Origin of the sequence: Thioclava nitratireducens, assembly GCF_001940525.2 — a bacterium.
Taxonomy (GTDB): domain Bacteria; phylum Pseudomonadota; class Alphaproteobacteria; order Rhodobacterales; family Rhodobacteraceae; genus Thioclava; species Thioclava nitratireducens.
In genome coordinates this window covers 571,011-591,496 of sequence record NZ_CP019437.1, presented here as the reverse complement: position 1 = coordinate 591,496, position 20,486 = coordinate 571,011, and the positions used below count along the sequence as shown (strand labels likewise).

Sequence of the window (20,486 nt, the reverse complement as noted above, 5' to 3'; positions counted from 1 at the left end):
CTGACGCAGAACGGGCATGCACGCCGGGCGGTTTCTTGCCGCCTGCGCACAGACTAGTATCGCCGCGACACACCGATTTCAGGTTCCCGCTTTGACCAGCTCCACCCTTGCCTATGCCGCCCGGCTGTTCCTCGCCGCGACGCTCGCCCTGACCGTTGCGCGGTTGCTCGGGCTGACCAACGTCTACTGGGCGGCGATGCCGGTCTGGGTGGTAATCCAGCCCCATCGCGAAGACATGGCGCTGCGCGCGGTGCTGCGGGTTGTGGGCACCTTGGTGGGGGCAGCAATCGGGATCGCCGCGCTCCGCTGGCTGCCAGTGCCGGGAATCGCGCTGACCGTGGCGCTGACGGCGGCCGTGGGCGTGGGGATCGCCTACCGGATCGGGACGCATTGGGCCTATGGCTTCACGCTGATGGCGATCACGGTCGGCGTTGTGGTGATGCCCGCGCTCGGCATGGGGGCGGAGGCAATCCCGCTCGCACTCGACCGGGTCGCCTGCACGCTTCTGGGCGTCATCTCGGTGACGGCGGTGAACTGGCTCTTCACGCCCGCCCGTCGCGCGCCGATGCCGCCGCGCCCGAACCCGCATTTTATCCAGCAGCTTTGGCTGCGCATGGCGGCGGTGGCGGCGCTCACGGGCGCGGCCACGCTGATCGACGCCCATTTCACCCACCCCGCCGCGACGGCAGCTGCATTGTCGGTGATCGTCTTCTCCTCGGTGCTGGGCTCCATGCCGAATCCGCGCCCCGCCGTGCGCTTCCTGGTGCCCGGCGTCGCGCTTGGCGTCCTCGCCGCCGTCGCCTATCGCGGGCTGACCCACCTGTCGGGCGGCGATCAGACCGAGTTCCTGATACTCGCCTTCGCCTTCATCGCGGGCGGTGCGCTACTGCGCGCCCATCCCCGGACCACGCTGTTGGGGATCGACATCAACATGTGTTTCCTACTGGCCGGAGAAGTCGGCGCGCCGGGTCATTCCCTGCAAGTGACCGCCGCCGGAGCCGCCGCGATGTTCACCGGCAGCGTCGTCATCGCGACGCTCATGTTCTACCTGTCGCGGCTGCACCCGCCAGCGGCCACCGCATAAGCTCGCACCGCCCCGCGCATCCCCTTGCAGCCAGCCGCCGCGCCACTTAAGTTTGCGGCAAAGGACGAGGAGCCCTATTTATGGCAATGGAAGCCCATGACATCGAAGCCCTGATCCGGGCCGAATTCCCCGATGCCAAGATCACGATCACTGATCTCGCCGGGGATGGAAATCATTGGGCAGCGGAGGTCATTGACGAGAGCTTCCGCGGCAAGAACCGAGTCCAGCAACAGCGCGCGGTCTATGCCGCGCTCAAAGGGGCGATGGACGGGCCGAACGGGGTGCTGCACGCGCTCGCACTGACCACCAAGGCGCCCGAGTGATTTCACACGCGTCCCGAGCCGGGACGGAGAAAGGATTAAGCGATGAACGCGCAAGACCAGATCGCCCAGCAAATCTCCGAGAATGACGTCGTTCTCTTCATGAAGGGCACCAAGGACATGCCGCAATGCGGGTTTTCGAGCCGCGTCGCGGGCGTGCTCAACTTCATGGGCGTGACCTACAAGGACGTCAACGTGCTGGCGGATCAGGACATCCGTCAGGGCATCAAGGACTATTCGGACTGGCCGACCATCCCGCAGCTCTACGTCAAAGGCGAGTTCGTCGGCGGCTGCGACATCATCACCGAGATGACCCTCTCGGGTGAGCTGGATCAGCTCTTCGAGACCAAGGGCGTGAGCTTCAACAAGGAAGCTGCCGAGCAGATCCGCGCCGCCAACGCCTGAGCGCGGATCAAAGACCTATCGAAAGCCCCGCCAGTGGCGGGGCTTTCGCGTTTCAGCGTCGGTCTGAGTTGGGTGCCGCCCGGCGGCCCTGAAACTCCGTCTCACTTGCGTCCGATGAAGCGGTCGAACCAACCCTTCGCACCTTCCTCGGCATCGTCCCAGGCTTCGCCCGCCTCCTCGAAAAGCGGATCGATCGAGCGCTGACGGAACTGCCGCCACATCGCGCGGATCGTCAGGACGATGATGACGAGCAGCGTCAGGATGACGATATTCGCCCAAGGGATAATGCGCGTATCGGGAGCGGGCACGACCTTCAGTCCGACCGCATTCGGAAAGATCGTCAGCCAGCGCGAGCGCCAGCCATAGCGCGTGACCGACACCCAGATCGGATCGGCCGAGGTCGAGATCAGCGACTCGGCCTGTGCCTGCAAATCCGAACTGTCGAGCTTGAAATAGGGCGGCCACCCCCAGCCGGTATCTTCGTTGCGAAAGACCAGCGTCTTGCCGTTCGGGCGCACCGTGTTGATGAAGCGCACATCGCGGCTCGTGGCGTTCGCAGTGCCTACATCGGGCGCGGCCCAGAAGATCGAGTTCTCGCCGAAGTCGATCCGGCGCACCTCGGTGCCGACGATCCGCACGATGTCATGGCGTGGCAGGTTGTAATGCAGGAACACCGCGGCGAAGCCGATCACGACCAGCCAGAAGCCCCATTTCACGTAACGCATCGCACCCTCACCTGTAATTCATCAGATAGACAATCAGCCCGACCACGACGATCGGCAGGACATAGACCAGCCAGATCAGCTTGCGCAGCAGACTTTTCTCGTAGTCTCGCATCCCGGCTTCGACATAAGCCTCGCGTGTGGTCTCGGCCCGACCCTCGGCTGCGGCCTCGTTCCAATCCTCTTCCAGCGCCTCGCGCCGGACCGACCGGGCATAGAGACGCACCAGCCAGAACAGGACCGTCAGTACGATCAGGCCGAATATCGCCAGTCGGATGAAGGCCAGCATCGCGCGCCCTCCTTGCCCCTCGCTGTCGCAAGCCTAGGCCGCAGCGGCGGGCTTGACCAGATCAGCCTTTGCGGCGCGCCATGCCGATCCGGATCAGCTTGATCACGATCGCGGAGGCCGCGACCGGGATCAGCGCCATCACGTAGGTCGCGGCGAACATCTGCCGCGGCACGTAGCCGTTCGAGCAGCTCGCCGTGTCAGAGAAGAAATGCAGCACGAAGCCCGCGCCGCAGGCGGTGCCGGTCATGTAGAAGGCAGGCACGATCATCGCCACAGGCACCAATGCCAGAAGCTTCGCCCAGTCGTATTTCGACAGCCACCCTCCGACCGCGATGCAGAGCACGAGCGCGAAGGCCAAGAACAGGTTCATCCGGTCCCTCCGTAGGATTTTGTCCCGCAATAGCGCGCGCCGTCCGCGAAAGCCACGTGTTTTCAGTCCAGCTGTTTTCGCTTGGCCCGCCGCGCCGAGCGGCGCTAGCCTTGGGTATGGACCTTGCCACTCGCCTCAAGACCGCCATTGATGCCCGCCGCGACGCGTTGATCGCGCTGACGCAGGCCTTGATCCGCATCCCGACGCTGAACCCGCCGGGGCGCAATTACCGCGAAATCTGCGAATATCTTGCCGAGCGTCTCTCCGAACGCGGGTTTGCGACCGAGATGATCCGCGCCCGTGGCGCGCCCGGCGACAGCGAGCCCTATCCGCGCTGGAACCTCGTCGCCCGCTTCGAGGGCGCGCGCCCCGGCGACTGCGTGCATTTCAATTCACATCACGACGTGGTCGAGATCGGCCACGGCTGGACCCGCGATCCGTTCGGCGCCGAGATCGACGGCGACCGCATCTACGGGCGCGGCGCCTGCGACATGAAGGGCGGGCTGGCGGCCTCGGTGATCGCTGCAGAGGCCTTCCTCGACACCTGCCCCGACTTCAGGGGCAGCATCGAGATTTCCGTCACTGCCGACGAGGAATCGGGCGGCTATGGCGGCGTGGCCTATCTGGCCGAGCAAGGCCGCTTCGATTCCGCCCGCGTGCAGCACGTCATCATCCCCGAGCCGCTGCACAAGGACCAGATCTGCCTCGGCCATCGCGGCGTCTGGTGGGCCGAAATCGAAACCCACGGCCGCATCGCGCATGGCTCGATGCCCTTCCTCGGCGACAGCGCGATCCGCCATATGAGCGCCGTTCTGAGCGAGATGGAGGAGACGCTCTATCCCCTCCTTCTGGGCAAGCATACCGAGATGCCCGTGATCCCCGAAGGCGCGCGGGCCTCGACGCTGAACGTCAATTCGATCCATGGCGGCGCGCCGGAAGAGGAGGCCGATTACACCGGCCTTCCCACGCCTTGTGTCGCCGATCGCTGCCGCATCGTAATCGACCGCCGCTTTCTGATCGAGGAAGACCTTGCCGAGGTAAAGGCCGAGATTGCAGACCTGATGGAACGCGTGAGGGCGCAGCGCCCGAGCTTCCGATACGAAATCCGCGACCTGTTCGAAGTGCAGCCCACGATGACCGACAAGGGCGCGCCTATCGTGCGCTCCACCGCCGCCGCGATCGAGGCTGTGCTGGGCCGCGAGGCGGCGTATGTCGTCTCGCCCGGTACCTATGACCAGAAACACATCGACCGCATCGGCCGGCTGCAGAATTGCATCGCCTACGGGCCGGGCCTTCTGGAACTCGCCCATCAGCCCGACGAATGGGTCGGCATCGAGGATATGACCGACAGCGCGAAGGTCATGGCGCTGGTTCTGGCGGAACTGCTGGGTTCGTAGGGGCGCTGCCCCTCGGCGCGTGCCGCGTCTCACCCCGGGATATTTCAACCAAGGCGAAGCAGGATCACCCGGCTTTCGGGCTTGTCCAAGTATCCCGGGGGGCGACGTCGTCGCGGGGGCAGCGCCCCCTCGAGATATCAGACCGCGATATTGTCGATCAGACGCACATCGCCGAGCCAGATCGCGGCCAGCATCCGCGTCGGTTGCGACAGATCCGCCGCGGGCTTCAGCCCGTCGACCGTGCGCAGCTCGAGGTAATCGAGTTCCCCAAAGCCCGCTTCCTTCAACTCGGCTTTCGCATCGTTGAGCGCGCCTTCGACCGGCACGCCGTCGCGGATCTTCGCGGCCGCCTCCTGCATCACCTTATGCAGACGCGGCGCCAGTGCTCGCTCCCGAGCGGTCAGCCGCACATTGCGCGAGGACATTGCCAGACCGTCCTCTTCGCGGATGGTCGGGCAGCCGATGATGCGGATCGGCATGTTGAGATCGCGGGTAAGCTGCTGGACCACCTGCAATTGCTGCCAATCCTTCTCGCCGAAGAATGCGCGCCCCGCCTGCGTCATGCCGAAGAGCTTCGAGCAGACCGTCGCCACGCCATCGAAATGGCCCGGCCGGAAGGCGCCCTCGAGCGGCTCGGTGATACCCGACACGGACACGGTGGTAGAGAACCCGTCGGGATAGACCTCGTCCACACCGGGCGCGAAGAGCACGTCGACCCCTTCCGTTTCCAGAAGCGCCAGATCCTGTGCCTCGTCGCGCGGGTATTTGTCGAGATCCGAGGCATTGTTGAACTGCATCGGGTTCACGAAGACCGTCACGATCACGCGGTCCGATTGCTTGCGCGCGGCGCGGGCGAGGCTGAGGTGGCCGTCATGCAGCGCGCCCATCGTCGGCACCACGCCGACCAGCATCCCCGAGCGCTTCCACGCCGCCACCTTGTCGCGCAGTTCAGCGGCCTTGCGGATCACCTGCGTCATTTCTTCACCTCGTCGGCGAAGCTGTGCTCGGCTGCCGGGAAGCTGCGATCACGTACTTCGGCTGCGTAATCGGCGACGGCGGCTTCGGCTTCCTGACCGAGCTGGCCGAAACGCTTGACGAATTTCGGTTTGAAATCGGTGAAGAGGCCCAGCATGTCATCGACCACCAGCACCTGCCCGTCGCAGCCGGCGCCCGCGCCGATGCCGACAGTGGGGATAGCGACCATCGCGGTGATCTCGTCGGCCAGCCCCTGCGGCACTTTTTCCAGCACCACCGAGAACGCCCCCGCGTCGGCAACCGCCTTCGCATCCTTGACCAGACGCGCCCGGCTGTCGCCGCGGCCCTGCACCTTGTAGCCACCCAGCGTGTTCACCGATTGCGGGGTCAGCCCGATATGGGCCTGCACCGGGATACCGCGCGCGGTCAGGAAAGCGATGGTCTCGGCCATATGCGCCCCACCTTCGAGCTTCACCGCCCCCGCGCCGGTCTCGGCCATCAGCCGCGACGCGTTGCGGAACGCCTGCGCCGGGCTTTCCTCGTAGGAGCCGAAGGGCATGTCGATCACCATCAGCGCATTCGACAGACCGCGCGCCACGGCCTTGCCGTGGAGGATCATCATTTCCATGGTGACGCCCAGCGTCGAAGGCAGTCCGTGGAGCACCATGCCCACCGAGTCGCCGACCAGCACGAGATCGCAATGGCTGTCGACCAGCTTCGCAATCGGCGTGGTGTAGGCGGTCAGGCAAACGATCGGCGCGCCGCCCTTCATCGCGAGAATATCTGCGGGCATCTTCTGCCGCGTGGTTCCGGTGACGCTCATGGCATCCTCCTGATCTGCTTGCGCGCGAGTCCTAGCGTCACCCGGCCCGCAAGGAAAGACGTGAACGCGCAAACGCTGCGACATCGGGCGTGTCGCGCATGATTTTGCCCCGCTCGCGAAAAGACCGAGCCCCCATGAAAAACGGCGCGAGGTTGCCCCACGCGCCGCAAATTTCTTGTCCAAGATCGGTTCGATCAGTTGTTGCTATCGACACAGGTGCCGGTGCCGGAATAGCCGCAATCGACAGTGGAGTTGGCATTCTCGCCCGAGCCGCCGACCTCTTGGGCCATCGCGACCGAAGCCTGATGCTGTTCCTCTTCGACTTTCTTCTGATCGGGAATCCGGCCCGCTTTCCACGCGGCCTCGTCCTCGTTGATCGCCACCTGATTATAGGCGGAGACCACGTAGCCCGAATGCAGCTGCACCACGGGCCCTTCCATCTCGAGGCTTTCGGCGCGGCTGCGAACCTTCACCGGCGTGCCCTTCGGCACTTTCGAAAACAGGTCGATGATGTCCTGGTTGAAGAGGCGGATACAGCCGGCCGAGGTGGCACGACCGATCGAGGACGGGTCCATCGTGCCGTGAATCCGGTAATAGGTATCGCGGTTGCCCTGGTAAAGATAAAGCGCGCGCGCGCCCAGCGGGTTGTCCAGACCGCCCGGCAGACCGTCTTTCAGCGGCCCGTAGAGGTCGGGATCTTCCTGGATCATGTTCTGGGTCGGCGTCCAGCTCGGATATTCCTGCTTGCGCTCGATCGTGGCGCTGCCCGAGAAAGTCTTGCCATCGCGGCCCACGGCGATGCCGTAGCGCTCTGCCTTGCCCGGCTCGGTGATGTAGTAGAGGAAGCGCGCATAAGGATCGACGACGATCGTCCCGACGGCCTCGGGCCCGTGATAGGGCACGATCTGACGGCGGTTGCGCTCAACCAAATACTTCGGGTTGATCGCCGGGATGGTTTTCCCGTCATCTTCGCGCGCCTGATATTCCGAGGGCACGGCCTTCGTCGACTGGGTCGGTTGCGCGTAGCGCTGTTCCGGCGCACTCGCGCAGGCAGCCAAGATGCCAGCCAGCCCGAAGAGCATGGCCGGTCGGATCGCGCGTTTGAGCGTCGAATAACTCGCGGTCACTTGCAATATTCCTGTCTCTTTTTCGGTGGGCCTTCTGCCCGGTTCCGTCATTCAAGGGGCTAGATAGGGGAAAGTTCCCTCCACTCACACTCACATGAATGTGATCGGAGCGACTCCGGCAGATTCCTGCCCCCTTGATTTTCCGCGCGTGCAAGCGGAGCGTGCTGCGAAATCGCGTGACAAGAGGAGGTGCCGCGCATGAGTTTGCCGCTTTGGTTCGATCCCGAGGAGATACTGATCGGAGGCGTCTGGCACAAGACCAATGCGCGCCTGCAAGTGGAATGCCCGTCCGATGGGCGCGAAATCGCGCAGATCGCCCGGGGCGGGAAGCCGGAGATCGACGCGGCGGTCGAGGCCGCGCAGGCCGCGCTTGCGGGCGAATGGGGGCAGTTGAGCGCGGCGGAACGCGGGCGGCTCCTGCTGAAGATGTCGAGGCTCGTGCTGGCCCATGCCGAGGATCTCGCGGTGATCGAGGCGCTCGATGTCGGCAAACCACTGACGCAGGCGCGGGCCGATGTGGCGGCGCTCGCGCGCTATCTCGAATTCTACGGCGGCGCCGCCGACAAGGTGATGGGCGAGACGATCCCCTATCTCAACGGCTACACCGCCTACACGCTGCGCGAGCCGCATGGCGTGACTGCGCATATCGTGCCGTGGAACTACCCGATGCAGATCATCGGCCGCTCGGTCGGGGCCGCGCTGGCGATGGGCAACGCGGCGGTCGTGAAACCCGCCGAGGAAGCCTCGCTCACCGCGCTGGCCTTCGGACGGATCGCGCAAGAAGCCGGAATGCCAGCCGGCGCGCTCAATATCGTGCCCGGTCTGGGCGAAGAAGCCGGCGCCGCGCTCTCGGCCCATCCGGGGATCGACCACATCTCCTTCACCGGATCGGTCGCGGTGGGCCAGCGCATCCAAGCTGCGGCGGCCACCAATGTCGTGCCCGTCACGCTGGAGCTCGGTGGCAAATCCCCGCAGCTCGTCTTCGCCGATGCCGATCTCGACCGCGCGCTGCCCTTCCTCGTGAATGCTGGCATCCAGAACGCGGGCCAGACCTGCTCGGCCTCGTCGCGCATCCTCGTACAGCGCAGCCGCTACGACGAGGTTCTGGAAATGATGGCCGCACGCTATCGAAGCCTCGTCGCGGGACCCGCGCTTGGCGATCACGACCTCGGCCCGCTGATCTCGGGGCGGCAGAAAGAGATCGTCGAGGGCTATCTGGCGCTCGCCGCCGACCTTACTATCGCGGCCCAAGGCCGGATCGCCGAGGACGTCCCCGCAGGCGGCCATTACGTCGCGCCGACCCTGATCGGTGGCGGCCACGGCGCACATCGGCTCGCGCAGGAGGAAATCTTCGGCCCGGCGCAGATCGTCATCCCCTTCGAGGACGAGGAAGAGGCCGTCGCCATCGCGAACGGCACAGAATACGGGCTCGTCGCCTCTGTCTGGTCGGAGAATGGCGGGCGCACGATGCGGCTCGCCCGCCGCCTGCGCGCGGGACAGGTCTTCCTGAACAATTATGGCGCAGGTGGCGGCGTGGAGCTTCCCTTCGGTGGCGTCGGCAAATCCGGCCACGGGCGCGAGAAAGGGTTCGAGGCGCTCTATGGCTTCTCCGTCCTGAAAACCGTCGCCGCCTGGCATGGCTGAGGGTTTCGGCTTGGCGGAAATACCCCGGGGGTGAGGCGGGATAAGCGGCCTTCCGGTGGAAGGACGCCCCGACGAACGCCCGAAGCGCAAGCGAAAGGGCCGGCAGACCGGGGGGCAGAGCCCCCTTGCACCCGATGTGTCCTGCGACAACAGTAGGCCCCGAGGAGGAGCACCGATGAGACTGGAAGGCAAAAGCGCGATCGTCACCGGCGCGGGCTCGGGCTTCGGCGCGGGGATCGCGCGCCGCTTCGCCGCCGAGGGCGCGCGTGTACTGGTCGCGGATCTCAACGCGGAGGCCGCACAGGCCATTGCGGACGAAACCGGCGGCGTGGCCTGCACCGTGGATGTCAGCCGCGATGCGGATGTTGCTGCCATGGCGGAGGCCGCACGCGAGGCCTTCGGTCAGATCGACATTCTGGTGAACAACGCCGGGACCACCCATCTGCCGAAGCCGATGGAGGACGTGAGCGAGGAGGAATTCGATCGCATCCTGAGGGTGAACGCGAAATCGGTCTACCTGACGGCGCGCCATATCGTGCCGGAGATGAAGGCGCGCGGCGCGGGCGCGATCCTGAACGTGGCCTCCACCGCCGGCGTTAGTCCGCGGCCCAATCTAAGTTGGTACAACGCCTCGAAGGGCTGGATGATCACAGCCACCCGCGCGATGGCGGTCGAGCTGGCGCCGTCCGGCGTGCGGGTCAACGCGATCAACCCGGTCGCCGGAGAGACCCCGCTCCTGAAGAGCTTCATGGGTGAGGACACACCGGAGATCCGTGCGAAGTTTCTCTCCACCATCCCGCTCGGGCGGTTTTCGACCCCCGAAGATATGGCGAATGCAGCGCTGTTCCTGTGCTCGGACGAGGCGAGCATGATCACCGGCGTTGCGCTGGAAGTGGATGGCGGGCGCTGTATCTGAGAACAGCGGTTTGACTTGGGGGCGTTGCCCCCAAACCCCCAGGATATTTGGACCAAGAGGAAGATGAAGGCAGGGCCGAACAATCTGATCACCGATATCGCCGGGCTGCGCGTGGGCAATGCCGAAGATGCGGGCCTGCGCTCGGGCGTGAGCGTTCTGGTCGGCGAGCGCCCCTTCACGGCGGCGGTGCAGGTGATGGGCGGCGCCCCCGGGACGCGGGAGACCGATCTTCTTGCGCCGGACAAGCTGGTGCAGGAGGTCGATGCGCTTGTGCTCTCGGGCGGTTCGGCCTTCGGGCTTGGTGCCTGCGATGGGGTGATGGCGGGGCTGCGCGCGCAAGGCCGCGGTTTCGCGGTGGGCGATCAGCGCGTTCCGATCGTGCCCGGCGCGATCCTGTTCGATCTGCTCAATGGTGGCGACAAGAGTTGGGTCGACACGCCCTATCCCGGGCTCGGGCGCGCGGCGCTCCAGGCGGCTTCTGAGCGGTTCGAGATCGGCAGCGCCGGGGCGGGCTTCGGGGCGATGACCGGCACGGTGAAGGGCGGACTTGGCTCTGCCTCGGCCGTGCTGGAGAGCGGCTTCACGGTGGGGGCACTCGTAGCAGTGAATGCGCTCGGCTCGGCGACCGTCGGCGAGGGGCCGCATTTCTGGGCCGCGCCTTGGGAAATCGCGGGCGAATTCGGCGGACTCGGTCCAGCGCCCCGGCACGGTCCCGCCACCGAGCCCGAACCGACGAAACGCCAGGGCGAGGCCACCACCATCGCCATCGTCGCGACCGATGGAGCCCTCAGCCAAGCGCAGGCGCAGCGCATGGCCACCGCGGCCCATGACGGCATGGCGCGGGCCATCGTGCCCTCGCACACGCCGATGGACGGCGATCTGATCTTCGCCGCCGCGACCGGCGAGAAGCCCCTGCACGACCCGGTCCGCGACCCGTTCCAGCTTGGCCATGCGGCGTCTTGCGTGCTTGCCCGGGCCATCGCCCGCGCCATCTATGAGGCCAAAGAACACCCCGGCGATCTGCAGCCCTGCTGGCGCAGCCGTTACGGAACATCCCACACCCCGGCGCATTGACCGGACGACCCATCCAGCCCTTCGGAGGACATCATGCTCGACGACAAGACCGACCTCAAATCCATCCTCAAGGATCCCTCGCTTCTGGTGACCAAGGCCCTCGTCGCGGGCGAATGGGTCGATGCCGATGACGGCACCACCTTCGAGGTGACCAACCCGGCGCGCGGCGACGTGATCTGCACCGTGCCCGATCTGGGCCGCGCCGAAACCGCCCGCGCCATCGCTGCCGCCGACGAGGCGATGAAGGACTGGGCGGCGCGCACCGGCAAGGAACGCGCGCAGATCATGCGCAAATGGTACGACCTGATGATGGAGAACCAGGACGATCTCGGCGCGATCCTGACCGCCGAGATGGGCAAGCCGCTGGCCGAGGCGAAGGGCGAGATCGCCTATGGCGCAGGCTTCATCGAGTGGTTCGGCGAAGAGGCCAAGCGCGTCTACGGCGAGACGATCCCGGGCCATCAGCGCGACAAGCGGATCACCGTGATCAAGCAGCCGATCGGGGTAGCAGCCTCGATCACGCCGTGGAACTTTCCCAACGCGATGATCGCGCGCAAGGCGGGCCCGGCGCTTGCCGTGGGCTGCGGCTTCGTCTGCCGCCCGGCCTCGGAGACGCCGCTCTCGGCGCTGGCGATGGCGGTACTGGGTGAACGGGCGGGCCTGCCCAAAGGCATCCTCTCGGTCATCACCTCCGCGAAAGCCTCCGATATCGGCAAGGAATTCTGCGAGAACCACACCGTGCGCAAGCTGACCTTCACCGGCTCGACCGAGGTGGGACGTATCCTGCTGCGTCAAGCGGCGGATCAGGTGATGAAATGCTCGATGGAGCTGGGCGGCAACGCGCCCTTCATCGTGTTCGACGACGCAGATCTCGATGCGGCGGTCGAAGGCGCGATGGCGTCGAAATTCCGCAATAACGGTCAGACCTGCGTCTGCGCCAACCGCATCTACGTCCAGTCCGGGGTCTATGAGGCTTTCGCCGAGAAGCTGGCCAAGGCGGTCGAGAAGCTCAAGGTGGGCGATGGTCTGAAGGAAGGCGTAGAGGCCGGTCCGCTGATCAACGAGGACGCGGTCAAGAAGGTGCAGGAGCACATTCAGGACGTGCTCGACCACGGCGGCTCGATCGTCACCGGCGGCGCGCGTCACGAGATGGGCGGTACCTTCTTCCAGCCGACCGTGCTGACCGGGGTCACGCAGGAGGCCAAGGTATCGCATGAGGAGACCTTCGGCCCGGTCGCCCCGCTCTTCAAGTTCGAGACCGAGCAGGAGGCGATCGCCAAGGCCAATGACACGATCTTCGGCCTCGCGAGCTATTTCTACGCCCGCGACGTGGGCCGCATCACCCGCGTGCAGGAGGGTCTGGAATACGGGATCGTCGGCGTGAACACCGGCCTGATCTCGACCGAAGTCGCGCCTTTCGGCGGCGTGAAGCAATCCGGTCTGGGCCGCGAGGGGTCGCATCACGGCGTCGAGGACTATCTCGAGATGAAATATATCTGTCTCGCGGTCTGAGACCGGCGCGCGGCAGAAGAAATCTTCGGAGGGCGGGCCGCGTGTCCGCCCTCTCTTTCATTAATACTCACCGCTGCTTATCTTGTTCGTGAACGAGGACGAGGGGCAGGCTTTGGGCATTTCCGACATTGCGGACGGCATCACGCGCGGGATCGAAGGCATGGGCCAATCGGTCTCGGAAGCGCTGTTCGAACCGGTGATCCGGCTCGGCGTGACGGGTCTGTCGCGCGCGGGCAAGACCGTGTTCATCACTTCGCTGGTCGCGAACCTGCTGGACCGGGGGCGGATGCCTGCGCTGGGGTCCGCCTCCGACATCACCGCCGCCTATCTGCAGCCGCAGCCGGACGACACCGTGCCGCGCTTCGACTACGAGAGCCACCTTGCCGCGCTGACTGGCCCGTCACCGCATTGGCCGGACGGCACGCGCGCGGTCTCGGAGTTGCGCCTGTCCTTCCGCATCCAGCCGCGCGGGATGCTGGGCGCGGTGCGCGGGCCGCGCGTCGTGCATCTCGACATCGTGGATTATCCCGGCGAGTGGCTGCTCGACCTCGGGCTGATGGACAAGAGCTATGCCGAGTGGTCGGCCGAGGCGCTGGCGCGTCTGCCGAACCGTCCGCAAGGCGCAGAGTATCTGGCGCAGTCCGAAGCGACGGATGGCACGGCGGAGTTCACCGAGCCGCAGGCCAAGGCGCTGGCGGCGGGCTTCACCCGGTATCTGGTCGCGGCGCGCGATGCGGGGTTCTCCGATTGCACGCCGGGGCGCTTCCTGCTGCCCGGAGAGATGGCCGGATCACCCGCGCTGACCTTCGCGCCGCTGCCCGCGGGCGACGCCCCACGCAGCTCGCTCCGGCGCGAGATGGAGCGGCGCTACGACGCCTATAAGCGCGAAGTGGTCCGCCCCTTCTTCCGCGACCATTTCGCCAAGATCGACCGGCAGGTGGTGCTGGTCGACGTACTGGGCGCGATCCACTCCGGGCCTGCCGCGCTCGACGATCTGCGGCAGGCGATGGCGGATATCCTGGCGGCCTTCCGTCCGGGGCGCGCGAGCTGGCTGACCTCGCTGATCGGCGGCAAACGGGTGGAGAAAATCCTCTTCGCCGCGACCAAGGCCGATCACCTGCACCACACCCAACACGCCCGCCTGACCGCGATCACCGGCGCGCTGCTGCGCGAAGCCAGGGACCGCGCCGATTTCGCGGGTGCGAAGACGCTGGCCCTATCGATCGCGGCGCTGCGCAGCACTACGGAAGAAACCCTCACCCATGACGGGGCGGAGTTGCAGGCGGTGCGCGGGCGGCTGGAGAATGGTAAATCGGTCGCGCTCTATCCCGGCGAATTGCCCGCCGACCCGGCGCAGCTTCTCTCGCCCGCCGCCCAAGGGGCCAGCGCATGGCTTGACGAAGACTATTCGATCATGAACTTCGCCCCGGCCCCGGTGATCCTGAGGCCCGGCGAAGGCCCGCCGCATATCCGGCTCGACCGCGCGGCCGATTTCCTGATCGGGGACAAGCTATGAAAAAACCGGTGATGATCGAGATCGAGGACGCGCCCTCGCCCGCCGAGGCCGCGCCGATCGAGGATATGCCGAGCGCGACCGAGGAACGTCTGGAAGGCCGCGCCATGCAGATCGCGACCCGACTGGGGGCACGCCGCGCCTCGCCCATCGTGCGGTTCTTCTGGCGCGCGACAGTGGCGCTGGTCGGTTTCCTGATTTCCGTCGCGCTCTGGCGCTTCATCGACGGGCTGTTCGCCACCCATCCGATCCTCGGCTGGATCGGCACCGCGCTGGTAGCGGCCTTCGCGCTTGGCGTGCTGCTGATCACGGCGCGCGAAATCGCCGCCTTCTCGCGGCTGGCGCGGCTCGACAAGGTCCACAAGGAAGTCTCGGAAGCGTTGAGCGCCGACGACCTAAGCCGCGCCCGCAAGGTGACGGCCCATGTCTCCGGCCTCTATGCCGCGCGGCCCGAAATGGATTGGGCGCGCAAACGACTGGCCGAGCAAACGGGCGAAGTGCTCGACACCGACACGCTGATGGGGCTGGCAGAGACCGAGCTGATGGGACCGCTCGACGCCGCGGCCCGGCTGGAGATCGAGGCCGCGTCGCGCACCGTCGCCACGGTGACCGCCGTCGTGCCGCTTGCGCTGGCCGATGTGTTCACCGCGCTTACCGCAAACCTGCGGATGATCCGGCGCATCGCGGAAATCTATGGCGGGCGCTCGGGCACACTCGGCTCGGTGCGGCTGGCGCGGACTGTGATGACCCATCTCGTCGCGACCGGCGCGGTAGCGGCGGGCGACGATCTGATCGAGACCGTCACCGGCGGTCATCTGGTCTCGAAACTTTCGCGCCGCTTCGGCGAAGGCGTGATCAACGGCGCGCTGACCGCCCGCGTCGGCATCGCCGCGCTGGAGGTCTGCCGCCCGATGCCCTTCCGCAAACTGCAAAAGCCGCGCGTGACCAACCTGATCGGGCGGTCGCTGACGGGCGTGTTCGGGAAGAAAGGGGACTGATCCTCTTCTTCTTGGCTTAAATATCCAGGGGGGCTGGCGGTGCCAGCGGGGCAGAGCCCCCACCGTCATTTCAGTTTCGGAATACCGCCTGGAAGCGTCTCGCGTTCGACCACGCCCTGGCGCAGGCTCATGCCAATGCGATGGGCGAGCGCTGACCAACCTTCCGCCTGTTCGGGCGAGAGCTCCTCGCGCAGCACCTTGTCGAATTCTGCAAGCCAGGTCGAAAACATGCCCGGGCGCACGTTGCCCGCCGCCCGGTGGACCTGCATGGGCGAGCCGTCATAGACCGGTTTGCGAAGGATCGCGTTCTTCCAGAACCGTGCGACCTTGTCCTCATGTGTCGGCCAGTCGGTGACATGCACCGCAAAGACCGGGCCCAGCATCGCATGTTCCCGGACGCGCTCGTAGAAGCGCGCGACGACGCGGTCGATCTCGGCCTCGGTGATCTCGAAACGTGCCAGGGGATTAGCCATCGCCGAACAGGTCCGTCTGCGGGGTTGCAGGTTTCGGAGCTTCCAGCCCCAGATGCCGCCACGCCCGCACGCCCAGCATCCGCCCGCGCGGGGTGCGGCTGATCAGGCCCTGTTGCAGCAGGTAAGGTTCGATGACTTCCTCGATCGCGTCGCGGCTTTCCGAGAGCGCGGCCGAAAGCGTCTCCACCCCCACCGGGCCGCCGCCGTAATGATCTGCCATCAGCATCATGTAGCGCCGGTCCGCGCCGTCGAGACCGAGATTGTCGACGCCGAGCCGCGTCAACGCCCGGTCCGCGATCTCGCGGGTCAGCCGCCCGTCGCCTTCGACCAGCGCGAAATCGACGACGCGGCGCAGCAGGCGGCCGGCGATGCGCGGGGTACCGCGGGCGCGCTTGGCGATCTCGCGGGTGCCTTCGGGATCGGACGGGATACCCAGCAGCCGCGACCCGCGCGTCACGATCAGGTCCAGCTCATCCTCGGTGTAGAATTGCAGTCGGGTCGGGATGCCGAAACGGTCGCGCAGCGGCGTCGTCAGCAAACCAAGCCGCGTGGTCGCGCCGACCAGCGTGAAAGGCTGCAATTCGATCCGCACAGTGCGCGCGGCGGGGCCTTCCCCGATCACGAGGTCAAGCTCGAAATCCTCCATCGCGGGATAGAGCACTTCCTCGACCGCCGGATTCATCCTGTGAATCTCGTCGATGAACAGTACGTCGCGCGCTTCGAGATTGGTCAGGATCGCAGCAAGATCACCCGCCTTGGCCAGAACCGGCCCCGAGGTCATCTTGAAATTCACGCCCAGCTCGCGCGCCATGATCTGCGCGAGCGTCGTCTTGCCCAGACCGGGCGGGCCGTGGAACAGCGTGTGATCCATCGCCTGGCTGCGCATCTTCGCGCTCTCGATGAAGACCCGCAGATTGGCGCGGGCCTCGGCCTGACCGGTGAATTCTTCCAGCGCCTGAGGCCGCAGAGCGCGGTCGGCGTCTTCGGGCAAGCGGTCGGGCCGCAACGTGGGATCGGGTTCGCTCATCGTCATCTACTGTCGCGCCTTTGGCGGAGGGGAGCAAGCGGGGCCCTGCCCCGCACCCCGGGATATTTAGATCAAGAAGAAGATCAATCCTTCGGGGCCAGGAGCCGAAGCGCCGCGCGGATCAGCTTGGCGGTATCGGTGACCTCCGGATCGTCATTGGCCTGCGCCACAGCCCCTGCCGCGTCCGAGGGCGCGTAGCCCAAATTGGTGAGCGCAGAAATCGCCTCGGCGGTGAAGTTCACCTTCGGCGTGGCGGCGGGCGCAGCTTTCTTCGCGGGCTTTTTCGCGGGCGCATCCTCGATCACCTCGGGAGAGGCGTCGACGGTCAATTCCGCGCCCATTGCCATGACGGAAGGTGCTTTCTCTTTCAGTTCCAGCACCACACGTTGCGCGAGTTTCGGACCGACGCCGGGGGCCGATTTCACCGCTGACCAATCGCCCAGCGCGATCGCCCGGCCCAGCCCTTCCGCGCCGAGCGTGCCGAGGATCGCGAGCGAGGCTTTCGCACCGATCCCCTGTACCGAGGTCAGCAGCCGGTGCCATTCCTTCTCCAGCAGCGTCGGGAAGCCGAAGAGTTGCAAAAGGTCTTCGCGCACCAGAAGGTCGGTATAGAGCGCGCAGGCCTGGCCTACGGGCGGCAGAGATTGTGCAGTGCGCTGGCTGACATGGACGACATAGCCCACCCCGCGCACGTCGATCATGACGTGGTCGAGCGCGCGGTGGATGATGACGCCTGCGATGCGACCGATCATGCGCGCCTCCGTTGCGTCGTGCCGAGGGCCTCGCGGGAGAGCCGCGCCGCGTTCATCCGGGCCGCCGATTGCAGGTGGAAGGCGTGGCAGATCGCGATGGCGAGCGCATCGGCGGCATCCGGGCCTTCGAGCTGCACGCCGGGCAGTTGGTGGCGCACCATGTGCTGCACCTGCGTCTTGTCGGCATGACCGACGCCGACGACGGTTTTCTTGATCGCGTTCGGGGCGTATTCGCCGACCTCCAGCCCGGCCTGCGCTGGCGCCAGAAGCGCGATGCCGCGCGCCTGCCCCAGTTTCAGCGTCGCAACGGCGTCCTTGTTGACGAAGGTCTGCTCCACCGCCGCAGCCTCGGGCGCGTGAGTCGCGATGACCGCGCTCAGCCCTTCGTGCAGCACCAGCAGGCGCTTTGCCAAATCCTTGCCTTCGGAGTGGAGAATCCCGTTCGCGACGTGTCTGAGCCGCGATCCGTCCATCTCGATCACGCCCCATCCGAGATTGCGCAACCCCGGATCGATCCCGATCACCCGCATCTGCCCTGCCTCGTTCTCGTGTTGTTTCGCAAGAACTAGCACGAAAAGGGAACATCGGCCAGAGGCGATGCAGAAACAGGCCTTCTATCACATGCGATTCCTGCATGGCGGGGCTGCCAAAACTGAGATTGTTTTCGCGCTCTGCCAGTCTTATCTGCGCCTCAGAAGATGGAATGCCCGAAACTTGAGCAGTTTGTGAACGAAGGATCCTCCCCATGGCTTCGATGGATATCAACACCCGCATGAGCCGCAGCGCCCGACCGAGCGTCATCACCTCGCTGATCGCCGCCCTGCACGACTGGAACGACGCACGCGTCACCCGCAAGGCTCTGATGAAGCTCAGCGACCGCGCGCTGGACGATATCGGCCTGACCCGGCTCGACGTGGCGCGTCTGCGCTAAGTCGACCGAAAGGTCATGCGAAAAGGGCTGCCCCGGCAACGGCGCAGCCCTTTCTTTTTGGGATACAGGCTTGGGTACCTAGCCGATGAACGGTGCGAGCCAGCCGGCGATTTTCCGGGTAATCGGATCGGCATGCATGATCCAGGCCCCCACCCGTTCGAATTGCGAACCACCCGCGAGGCTTGCGACACGCGCCTCGTAGCTAGCCTGCCCAACCTGCGCGAGCATCGCGCCCTTCACCAGCAGAATACCGGCGAAGATCAGCGCCACACCGCGCAACGGAAAATGGCGCCGCACCTTGGGACGCATGGAGTCGAAATAGCTGCGGCCCAAGGCACCGGACGCCTCGAATGCGCCGCCAGCCTGATGAATCTGGTCGATCCGATGCAGCCGCTTTTCAAAGGACTCTATTTGTGGATCGCGCATGGCAAACCCCGTTGACTGCGATGCCCCGAAGGCAATTTCTCAAAACAGGGTAAAGCAATCCTTACGACAATCAGAGCGGATTTGTGGCGGATTAGGCGCGCTGCATGACCAATGTCGTCCATTCGCCGAATTCCTTACGCGAATGGGAAACAAAGCCCTGCGCCTGATAGGCGGCGACGACTTCATCGGCCTGTTCGTTGAGAATCCCGCTGAGGATCACAAAGCCCGATTCGGCGCAGTTGCGGCCCATTTCGGGGGCAAGCGCGACGAGCGGGCCTTTCAGGATATTGGCGAAGATCAGATCGAAGGGGGCGGCCTCGTTCAGACGCGCGTCGCCGAAGCCCGCAGCTTCGATGCAGATCACGCGGCCCTCAAGATCGTTCACCGCGACATTCGCCGCTGCCGTTTCCACCGCGACTGGATCGATATCGGAGGCCAGAACGGGTTCGGGCCAGAGCTTCGCCGCTGCCATCGCCAGAACGGCGGTGCCGCAGCCTATATCGGCGACGTTGTGGAAGGTGTGACCCTCGTTCGCCAGATCGTCGAGCGCCGTCAGGCAGCCCGAGGTGGTCCCGTGATGGCCCGTCCCGAAGGCCATCGCCGCGTCGATCCGTAGCGCAATCGCATCGGCCGGGATCTTGTCCTCGTCATGACTGCCGTAGAGGAAGAAACGGCCCGCGCGCACCGGAGCCAGTTCACGGCGCACATGGGCGACCCAATCGGTCTCAGGGATTTCCGAAACGACGAAAGGCTGCGCCCCGTGCGAGATCGCCAGCAGGTCGAGCGCCACGTCGTCAGGTGCCTCGAGGAAATAGCCCGAGACCTCATAGCGGCCCGACCCGTCCTCGATTTCGAACACGCCCGTGCCATAGGGGCCGGGATCGAGCTCTTCGAGACGTTCGGACAGCGCCTCGGCGGCCTCGCGATCGGCCAGCGTGGTAAAGGCGGTGAAGGTGGTCATGGGGCGCGCTCCTCGGGATGGTTGCGCCCGGGCTTAGGGCCGCGGGCGCGAACCGTCAAGCGGCCCGCGCGCCCATCGGATCACGCGTTCAGCCCGATCGGGCAGGTCACGCCGGTCCCCCCGATGCCGCAATAGCCGCCGGGGTTCTTCTCCAGATATTGCTGGTGATAATCTTCGGCATAGTAGAAGGGCGGCGCGTCCATGATCTCGGTGGTGATATTTCCGTAGCCCGCCGCACTCAGGCGCTCTGCATAGGCGTCGCGCGAGGCTTCGGCCGCCTCTTTCTGCGCGGCGGTATAGGTGTAAATGCCCGAGCGATACTGGGTGCCGCGATCATTGCCCTGACGCATGCCCTGGGTCGGATCGTGGTTTTCCCAGAAGATGCGGAGCAGATCGTCGTAACTGACCTTGGCCGGATCGTAGATCACGCGGACCACCTCGTTATGGCCGGTCATGCCGGTGCAGACCTCGCGATAGGTCGGGTTGGGCGTCGGCCCGCCCGCGTAACCGACCATGGTCAGCCAGACGCCGTCGGTGTTCCAGAAGATACGTTCGACGCCCCAGAAGCAGCCCATGCCGAACATCGCCTCTTCCATGCCTTCGGGCACGGGGGAGCGCAGGTCGCGACCCCAGAGGAAATGCGGCTCTGCCAGAGGCATCGCCTCGTCGCGGCCCGGCAGGGCCTCGGCCTTGGTGGGAATGGTGGCGGGTTTTCCGAACAGCATTGTGAGTCTCCCTTTCGCGCCC

General features: G+C 65.7%; 24 protein-coding genes. 11 read left to right on the top strand and 13 right to left on the bottom strand.

Going from position 1 to position 20,486, the window contains the following annotated elements; all coding sequences use genetic code 11:
• Positions 1 to 91: 91 nt before the first annotated feature.
• The 3 genes from BMG03_RS02990 to grxD all read left to right on the top strand — a co-directional run bounded on the left by BMG03_RS02990 (position 92) and on the right by grxD (position 1,809).
• On the top strand, positions 92 to 1,084 hold the full coding sequence (locus BMG03_RS02990; protein WP_075775792.1) for an FUSC family protein: 993 nt from the start codon (positions 92 to 94) through the stop codon (positions 1,082 to 1,084).
• An 80-nt stretch (positions 1,085 to 1,164) separates the two neighbouring features.
• Positions 1,165 to 1,407: a BolA/IbaG family iron-sulfur metabolism protein gene (locus BMG03_RS02985; RefSeq protein ID WP_075775791.1), complete on the top strand. Its 243-nt coding sequence runs from the start codon at positions 1,165 to 1,167 to the stop codon at positions 1,405 to 1,407.
• 42 nt (positions 1,408 to 1,449) lie between these two features.
• Positions 1,450 to 1,809, top strand: coding sequence for a Grx4 family monothiol glutaredoxin (grxD, locus tag BMG03_RS02980; RefSeq protein WP_075775790.1), 360 nt, complete (start codon positions 1,450 to 1,452; stop codon positions 1,807 to 1,809).
• 101 nt (positions 1,810 to 1,910) lie between these two features.
• On the opposite strand, the gene BMG03_RS02975 is transcribed toward grxD, so the two are convergent.
• From BMG03_RS02975 to BMG03_RS02965, 3 genes are all read right to left on the bottom strand, one after another.
• The gene (locus BMG03_RS02975; RefSeq protein WP_075775789.1) at positions 1,911 to 2,534 is read right to left on the bottom strand and encodes a DUF1523 family protein; all 624 of its coding nucleotides are present in this window, start codon (positions 2,532 to 2,534) and stop codon (positions 1,911 to 1,913) included.
• Positions 2,535 to 2,541: 7 nt separating this feature from the next.
• Entirely contained in the window at positions 2,542 to 2,820 is a 279-nt protein-coding gene (locus BMG03_RS02970; protein WP_077701075.1) for a hypothetical protein, read from the bottom strand.
• A gap of 61 nt (positions 2,821 to 2,881) precedes the next feature.
• A complete protein-coding gene (locus BMG03_RS02965; RefSeq protein ID WP_075775788.1) occupies positions 2,882 to 3,190 on the bottom strand; it encodes a hypothetical protein in 309 nt (102 codons plus the stop codon).
• 116 nt (positions 3,191 to 3,306) lie between these two features.
• Here BMG03_RS02965 and BMG03_RS02960 point away from each other — a divergent pair, with 116 nt between their 5' ends.
• The gene (locus BMG03_RS02960; protein ID WP_075775787.1) at positions 3,307 to 4,587 is read left to right on the top strand and encodes an acetylornithine deacetylase/succinyl-diaminopimelate desuccinylase family protein; all 1,281 of its coding nucleotides are present in this window, start codon (positions 3,307 to 3,309) and stop codon (positions 4,585 to 4,587) included.
• Between the two features lie 137 nt (positions 4,588 to 4,724).
• Here BMG03_RS02960 and panC read toward each other — a convergent pair whose 3' ends face one another.
• The 3 genes from panC to BMG03_RS02945 form a co-directional block, all read right to left on the bottom strand.
• Entirely contained in the window at positions 4,725 to 5,564 is an 840-nt protein-coding gene (panC, locus tag BMG03_RS02955) for a pantoate--beta-alanine ligase (RefSeq protein ID WP_075775786.1), read from the bottom strand.
• On the bottom strand, positions 5,561 to 6,385 hold the full coding sequence (panB, locus tag BMG03_RS02950) for a 3-methyl-2-oxobutanoate hydroxymethyltransferase (RefSeq protein ID WP_075775785.1): 825 nt from the start codon (positions 6,383 to 6,385) through the stop codon (positions 5,561 to 5,563). Before panB ends, panC begins: the two co-directional genes overlap by 4 nt.
• Before the next feature lie 194 nt (positions 6,386 to 6,579).
• Positions 6,580 to 7,512: a L,D-transpeptidase gene (locus BMG03_RS02945; protein WP_341865719.1), complete on the bottom strand. Its 933-nt coding sequence runs from the start codon at positions 7,510 to 7,512 to the stop codon at positions 6,580 to 6,582.
• Positions 7,513 to 7,710: 198 nt separating this feature from the next.
• On the opposite strand from BMG03_RS02945, the gene BMG03_RS02940 reads away from it, so the two are divergent.
• The 6 genes from BMG03_RS02940 to BMG03_RS02915 all read left to right on the top strand — a co-directional run bounded on the left by BMG03_RS02940 (position 7,711) and on the right by BMG03_RS02915 (position 15,169).
• A complete protein-coding gene (locus BMG03_RS02940) occupies positions 7,711 to 9,156 on the top strand; it encodes an aldehyde dehydrogenase family protein (RefSeq protein WP_075775783.1) in 1,446 nt (481 codons plus the stop codon).
• A gap of 175 nt (positions 9,157 to 9,331) precedes the next feature.
• A complete protein-coding gene (locus tag BMG03_RS02935; protein WP_075775782.1) occupies positions 9,332 to 10,072 on the top strand; it encodes an SDR family oxidoreductase in 741 nt (246 codons plus the stop codon).
• Positions 10,073 to 10,135: 63 nt separating this feature from the next.
• Complete coding sequence (locus tag BMG03_RS02930; RefSeq protein ID WP_075775781.1) at positions 10,136 to 11,146, top strand: P1 family peptidase; 1,011 nt, start codon at positions 10,136 to 10,138, stop codon at positions 11,144 to 11,146.
• 33 nt (positions 11,147 to 11,179) lie between these two features.
• A complete protein-coding gene (locus BMG03_RS02925; protein WP_075775780.1) occupies positions 11,180 to 12,658 on the top strand; it encodes an NAD-dependent succinate-semialdehyde dehydrogenase in 1,479 nt (492 codons plus the stop codon).
• A 112-nt stretch (positions 12,659 to 12,770) separates the two neighbouring features.
• Complete coding sequence (locus tag BMG03_RS02920; protein WP_075776002.1) at positions 12,771 to 14,174, top strand: YcjX family GTP-binding protein; 1,404 nt, start codon at positions 12,771 to 12,773, stop codon at positions 14,172 to 14,174.
• On the top strand, positions 14,171 to 15,169 hold the full coding sequence (locus BMG03_RS02915) for a YcjF family protein (protein WP_244270984.1): 999 nt from the start codon (positions 14,171 to 14,173) through the stop codon (positions 15,167 to 15,169). Before BMG03_RS02920 ends, BMG03_RS02915 begins: the two co-directional genes overlap by 4 nt.
• 65 nt (positions 15,170 to 15,234) lie before the next feature.
• Here the strand turns inward: BMG03_RS02915 and BMG03_RS02910 are convergent, their stop codons facing one another.
• The 4 genes from BMG03_RS02910 to ruvC form a co-directional block, all read right to left on the bottom strand.
• Complete coding sequence (locus BMG03_RS02910; protein WP_075775779.1) at positions 15,235 to 15,642, bottom strand: group III truncated hemoglobin; 408 nt, start codon at positions 15,640 to 15,642, stop codon at positions 15,235 to 15,237.
• Positions 15,635 to 16,669 carry a Holliday junction branch migration DNA helicase RuvB gene (gene ruvB, locus BMG03_RS02905; RefSeq protein ID WP_075776001.1) on the bottom strand — a complete coding sequence of 345 codons (1,035 nt, stop codon included), beginning with the start codon at positions 16,667 to 16,669 and terminating at the stop codon, positions 15,635 to 15,637. The genes BMG03_RS02910 and ruvB overlap by 8 nt, the downstream gene beginning before the upstream one ends.
• Before the next feature lie 83 nt (positions 16,670 to 16,752).
• A complete protein-coding gene (gene ruvA, locus BMG03_RS02900) occupies positions 16,753 to 17,421 on the bottom strand; it encodes a Holliday junction branch migration protein RuvA (RefSeq protein ID WP_075775778.1) in 669 nt (222 codons plus the stop codon).
• Complete coding sequence (ruvC, locus tag BMG03_RS02895) at positions 17,418 to 17,951, bottom strand: crossover junction endodeoxyribonuclease RuvC (RefSeq protein WP_075775777.1); 534 nt, start codon at positions 17,949 to 17,951, stop codon at positions 17,418 to 17,420. Before ruvC ends, ruvA begins: the two co-directional genes overlap by 4 nt.
• Positions 17,952 to 18,166: 215 nt before the next feature.
• On the opposite strand from ruvC, the gene BMG03_RS02890 reads away from it, so the two are divergent.
• Positions 18,167 to 18,352 (top strand): DUF1127 domain-containing protein, encoded by a 186-nt coding sequence (locus tag BMG03_RS02890; RefSeq protein ID WP_075775776.1) that lies wholly within the window; start codon positions 18,167 to 18,169, stop codon positions 18,350 to 18,352.
• 78 nt (positions 18,353 to 18,430) lie between these two features.
• Here the strand turns inward: BMG03_RS02890 and BMG03_RS02885 are convergent, their stop codons facing one another.
• The 3 genes from BMG03_RS02885 to msrA all read right to left on the bottom strand — a co-directional run bounded on the left by BMG03_RS02885 (position 18,431) and on the right by msrA (position 20,464).
• Positions 18,431 to 18,778, bottom strand: a complete 348-nt coding sequence (locus BMG03_RS02885; RefSeq protein WP_075775775.1) for a hypothetical protein — start codon at positions 18,776 to 18,778, stop codon at positions 18,431 to 18,433.
• 91 nt (positions 18,779 to 18,869) lie between these two features.
• The gene (locus BMG03_RS02880) at positions 18,870 to 19,739 is read right to left on the bottom strand and encodes a 50S ribosomal protein L11 methyltransferase (RefSeq protein WP_075775774.1); all 870 of its coding nucleotides are present in this window, start codon (positions 19,737 to 19,739) and stop codon (positions 18,870 to 18,872) included.
• Positions 19,740 to 19,819: 80 nt separating this feature from the next.
• Entirely contained in the window at positions 19,820 to 20,464 is a 645-nt protein-coding gene (gene msrA / locus BMG03_RS02875) for a peptide-methionine (S)-S-oxide reductase MsrA (protein ID WP_075775773.1), read from the bottom strand.
• Between the last annotated feature and the right edge of the window lie 22 nt (positions 20,465 to 20,486).